General features: G+C 56.4%; 5 protein-coding genes and 1 pseudogene. All 6 read right to left on the bottom strand.

Annotation, left to right across the window (positions count from 1 at the left end):
* A pseudogene (locus V7080_RS20555) lies at positions 1 to 491 on the bottom strand (primosomal protein N'); the annotation flags it as partial.
* 747 nt (positions 492 to 1,238) lie between these two features.
* Positions 1,239 to 2,345 (bottom strand): uroporphyrinogen decarboxylase, encoded by a 1,107-nt coding sequence (gene hemE / locus V7080_RS20550; protein WP_334190253.1) that lies wholly within the window; start codon positions 2,343 to 2,345, stop codon positions 1,239 to 1,241.
* A gap of 63 nt (positions 2,346 to 2,408) precedes the next feature.
* The gene (locus V7080_RS20545; protein WP_334190252.1) at positions 2,409 to 2,909 is read right to left on the bottom strand and encodes a hypothetical protein; all 501 of its coding nucleotides are present in this window, start codon (positions 2,907 to 2,909) and stop codon (positions 2,409 to 2,411) included.
* On the bottom strand, positions 2,909 to 3,691 hold the full coding sequence (locus tag V7080_RS20540) for an SGNH/GDSL hydrolase family protein (protein WP_334190251.1): 783 nt from the start codon (positions 3,689 to 3,691) through the stop codon (positions 2,909 to 2,911). The genes V7080_RS20545 and V7080_RS20540 overlap by 1 nt, the downstream gene beginning before the upstream one ends.
* A 21-nt stretch (positions 3,692 to 3,712) precedes the next feature.
* The gene (locus V7080_RS20535) at positions 3,713 to 4,519 is read right to left on the bottom strand and encodes a PPK2 family polyphosphate kinase (protein WP_334190250.1); all 807 of its coding nucleotides are present in this window, start codon (positions 4,517 to 4,519) and stop codon (positions 3,713 to 3,715) included.
* A 23-nt stretch (positions 4,520 to 4,542) separates the two neighbouring features.
* On the bottom strand, positions 4,543 to 4,909 hold a 367-nt coding region (locus V7080_RS20530), incomplete at its 5' end, for a CoA-binding protein (protein WP_334190249.1).

Here is a 4,909-nt window from a genome sequence, read left to right as displayed (position 1 = left end):
CCGTATAACAGCGTGGGTACGAAGCCTTCGGCGGCGGCAATCGCATCGGCGGCCTGCCGTTGCGCATCATTGAGCAGGGGCATGGCGACCGGCTCGACCTGCTGGACCGGCGTCTCCTTGCCCAGTTTCTTCAGCGCGCGGTCGATGGACACCGTCTTGAGCCCGCGCAGATTTTTAGGCAGGCCGGGAATCGCCACTTCCCCCAGCGGGCGCTGGTAATAATCCGCGGCGAACCCGCACAGCGCCAGCCACTGTGGCGACAACGGCGCAATCTGGCTGCGGATCGCAATAACGTCCTTGAGCTTGTCCTCCGGCACATCGGTCGTCTCCACGATGCCGATAACGATGCCAGTTACCTCCCGGCGCCCGAAGGGCACCAGCGCAAGTTGTCCCGGGAGCGCGGGCGCTTCCCCCTCCGCAATCTGAAAGCGATAATCGAAGCAGAAGTCAAGTGGGGTATCGAGTGCGATCCGGAGTATTTGGTGTTTCACGAACTTGATGTAAAGGTTGAGGATTCGACCTAACTGCCCGTTTCATAAAGGGTTTTTCCGCTATCCACAACTGCTGTGGATAACTTTGTGGACAATGGATACTTGACAGCCGGAAACCGAAGCAGGCATGCGGCTTTCGCGTCAATGCCTATTTCGGCAGCAAAAAATTTCTTGTTTTAAATCAATGACTTGAAAAACCTCAAATCCACGGTTTGAAATTTCTTGAGAAAACGCTTGCTGCTTTGCACAAGGATTTGCATCACATAAATATGTGAATAAGTTGCTGCGCGGCGCGCTGAATCGGTGCTACGGCAATTGGATTACATGGTTATTTATATAAAGAAATTTTGTTCGCTGGCGCCGCTGTTTTTTGATGTCATTTCGCCAAACCTAGATTTTTACGGAAGTCAAGTTATGGCACTTGCTTTCCTTTTGTAAAAAATGCTGTATGCACTTAATGTAAATTTTCACAATTCAACCTAACTATCGGTTTCATAAAGGGTTTTTTACCTATCCACAAAGTCTGTGGATAACTTTGTGGAAAAGCCCCTCTTGACCATGGTTAAGCCTTGATTTTATGCGGGTTTCAATAGAATGCCGAAATGAAATGCAAAAAATTAGGCTATATAAATCAATGACTTAAAAAAGGAAATGAATCCACTAAAATAATTTAAAAATTTTTCTTGGTGCTTTGCACACAACGGCAATTATGTGAATAAGCCCAATAAAACGATCCGGAAAAACCACTTAAAGCTTGCCGTCCGGAACAATTCCTGAACGGATTTCACGGCTGACCTTCTGCACGGTATCGACGAGCACCGACACGGCTTCCGGCGGTGTGAATTGCGAGATGCCGTGTCCGAGGTTGAACACATGTCCGTTTCCGGCTTCCGGCTTGCCGAAGGATTGCAGCACCCTCGTCACCTCGGCCTCGATTTTTTCGGCACCTGCAAACAGCACCACCGGGTCGAGGTTTCCCTGCAAAGCGACTCGATGCCCCACCCGGTTGCGCGCCTCGCCGAGATTCACCGTCCAGTCCAGCCCGACGGCGTCGGCGCCGGTATCCGCGATCTGCTCGAGCCACAGCCCGCCGCCCTTGGTAAAGACAATGGCCGGAATCCGGACACCGTCATGCTCGCGTTTCAATTGGCCGACCACCTTGCGCATGTAGTCCAGGGAAAACTGCTGATAAGCGCCGTCGGCCAGCGCGCCTCCCCAGGTATCGAAAATCATCACCGCCTGTGCGCCGGCGTCGATCTGCGCGTTCAGGTATTCCGAGACGGCCGCTGCGTTCATCGACAGGATGTGATGCATCAGGTCGGGCCGGTTGTAGAGCATGGTCTTGACGGTACGGAAGTCATCCGATCCGCCGCCTTCGACCATATAGCAGGCGAGCGTCCAGGGACTGCCGGAGAAGCCTATCAACGGCACACGACCATTAAGCGCGGTACGGATCTGGGTGACGGCGTCGAAGACGTATTGCAGGCTTCCCGGTTCCGGTTGCCGCAACGCCTTGACGGCCGCCTCGTCGCGCAGCGGATGCTGGAATTTCGGGCCTTCGCCTTCGGCGAAATACAGGCCCAGACCCATCGCGTCCGGCACGGTCAGGATGTCCGAGAACAGGATGGCCGCGTCGAGTGCATAGCGGTCGAGGGGCTGCAGGGTGACTTCCGTGGCGTAATCCGGGTTCTTGGCAAGCCCGAGGAAGGATCCGGCCCGTTTGCGGGTGGCGTTGTACTCGGGCAGATACCGGCCGGCCTGGCGCATGAGCCACATCGGCGTGTATTCGGTAGGTTGGCGCAACAGCGCACGGAGAAAGGTGTCGTTCTTAAGAGGGGCGAATTGTGCGGACATGGCTGGCTTGCTTTCAGTAGGAGCGCCATTATCGCCTAATCCCCCAGGAGAAGTGGATTGCAGTCAGGACACCTCTTCGGTGTGCGGTGACATTTCCTGTTCCGCAATGCCGCGGATGTAAGCGGCGAAATCCGGGTCTTCGCCACGCAGCAGCTGCGGCAGAAGGTTATTGAAGTCCTTGCGATGGCACCACTCGTGCATGTAGTCGTTCCATGAGTTCCAGCGCCGCAATGCCACGCCCTTCAGGTCGGGTTCGTAGGCGACGATGTAGGCGCGTTCAAACAAGGCGACCAGCATTTCAAAAATGATGAGCTTGCGTTCCCGCTGTTCGGCGGTCAGGTCCATGCTGGTAGTGGCGCTGCGCAACTGGAGGTCAGGATTGTCGAGCACGATTTTCAGGAAATCGTTGTAGGCGTCCTGCAACAGCTGATATGCCTCCTCGTCTTCCGAGTCGCGCTCCCGCCGCTGCTCGTAGAGAAAGAGGAAGATGGCGAACGGAAAGCCGAATACGGTGACCACGAAGCTGGCCACTTCCCAGAAATCCGGATTCAGCAATTGTTCCATTACGTACCTTTAGCGGCTTGCGAACTGCCGTTGGCATGCTGTACATAGGCGCTGGCGATCAGGCCTGCCCATATGGTGCAACCTTTTGCGGAAGCATGGTAGCCGTCTGATGCCATGAGGCTTTTATCAGCCGGATCAATCGATACCGGCACATACAACAGCTTCGCCTGGATGTGCGACGTGACGTCAGCAAGGTCGCGCACTGCGGCGTCAAGCGCGGTTGCCTTTAAACCCATCACCCAGCGCAGGGGCTGCGGCAGTGCCGGAAAGTGCGCCATTGGCGGCACGCCCGACAGCAGTATTACGCCGGGCGTGCAGATCCGGTCGATCTCCAGCAACAGGCGGCGCATGTCGTTGCGCCATTGCGCAACAGGCCGGAATGCCGTCGTGTCATTGACGCCGAATGCGACGAAGACGATGTCGACCGGCTGTTGCGGAACCTGGGGAAGTAATAACGCATGTGCCTCTCTCGCCGTCACACCATTGCGCCCGATCGCCCGCCATGTCACCGGTTGCATGACATGCCGCGACAGTATTGCAGCAAGCTGCGCGGTGATAGCTTCCTGTTGCAGTGCGACGCCAACGCCTGCTACCGGCGATTCTCCGACGGCCAGCAGGGTTAGTGCAGCTGTGTCATGCAGTGTATCGGTAGCCCCCTCGCGCGGGCCGGCCGCTTCGGGCAGACGTGGCGTGATCCTGCGTGTGCGCCGTCCTTGTGCGATCAGTACCGGCAAGAGCGGGGTCGCGATAATTTCTGGCAGCCAACGACGCGCGAATTGCATAAGGTCTGTCCCTTGGTCCGGTCATTGAATTTTGATACTGGCCAATGCCGGATTTTCAGGCGGATACGCCAACTGCATGTCCTGCATCGTTTGCAGGACGATGTGTGCGATCGCAAGATTGCGGTGCGTCTTCGAGTCTGCGGGGATGACATACCAAGGCGCGTGATCGGTGTCGGTCTCGAGGATGGCCTGCGTATAGAGACGCTGATATGCGTCCCAGCTTTTACGCTCCTCGATATCCTGCATATCGAATTTCCAATGCTTTTCCGGATCGGCCAGACGGGCTTCCAGGCGATTTTTCTGTTCGTCCTTCGAGATATGCAGGAAGAATTTCAAGACGACGGTTCCGGTTTCCACCAGCAGGCGCTCGAAATCGCGGATATGCGCGTACCGCCGCAGGCGTTCCGCGTCGTCGATCCAGTCATGCACGCGGGTGATCACGACGTCTTCGTAGTGACTACGGTTGAAGATGACGAGCTCGCCCTTGCCGGGCACGCGGGAATGAATCCGCCATAGAAAATCATGGTCTTTTTCCTGCTGCGTCGGCGCCTTGAACGCGACCGTCTGAATGCCGAGCGGATCGATCTTCCCGAAAACACCTTTGACCGTACCGTCTTTGCCGGACGTATCCATGCCCTGGAGGATGACGAGCAGCTTGCGCTTGTGTTCCGCATACAGAAGATTCTGCAGGTCGGCAATCTGTGACGCCAGCTGCTCGACCTGCTTCTTGTCGGCCGCGTTGTCGCCGCTGGAGAGCGGCTTGCGTTGCGCATCGCTGTCGACCAGCGTTACTGTCTGCCCGGCGCGGAATTGTTCATGCACTTTCATGGTGTCTCCTTTTGCAGTTGCCCCTAGCTCAACCTTCGGTGTTCAATCATCATGCATTTATCCATCACCACCTGGAGGCCAGCCTTTTCCGCTGCGGCTGCGGCTGCGGGTTCAACTATGCCGAGTTGCATCCAGATGCAGCGCACGCGGTTGGCAATCGCCTCCTGGACGATGGCCGCCATATGCTCCGGGCGACGGAAGCAGTCGACAATGTCGATTGTCAGGCCCTCTTCCGACAGGACTTTTGCTGCCGCGGTCAGCGTGGGATAGCAATGTTCGGAAAGAATGGTGGTGCCCGTGTAGGTTGGATTGACGGGAATGATACGGTAGCCCTTGCTTTGCAGATAGGCAGCGACTTCGTGGCTTGGTCGATTCGTCTGCGCGGACAAG

Origin of the sequence: Noviherbaspirillum sp. (assembly GCF_036846085.1) — a bacterium.
Classification (GTDB): Bacteria; Pseudomonadota; Gammaproteobacteria; order Burkholderiales; family Burkholderiaceae_D; genus Noviherbaspirillum.
The sequence above is the reverse complement of the archived record's forward strand: the minus strand, read 5'-3'. Positions and strand labels throughout refer to the sequence as shown.

What these genes read in the sequence shown, in the direction of transcription:
- hemE (WP_334190253.1), bottom strand. Translation starts at nt 2,345, where the DNA reads ATGTCCGCACAATTCGCCCCTCTTAAGAACGACACCTTTCTCCGTGCG.
- V7080_RS20535 (WP_334190250.1), bottom strand. Translation starts at nt 4,519, where the DNA reads ATGAAAGTGCATGAACAATTCCGCGCCGGGCAGACAGTAACGCTGGTC.
- V7080_RS20540 (WP_334190251.1), bottom strand. Translation starts at nt 3,691, where the DNA reads ATGCAATTCGCGCGTCGTTGGCTGCCAGAAATTATCGCGACCCCGCTC.
- V7080_RS20545 (WP_334190252.1), bottom strand. Translation starts at nt 2,909, where the DNA reads ATGGAACAATTGCTGAATCCGGATTTCTGGGAAGTGGCCAGCTTCGTG.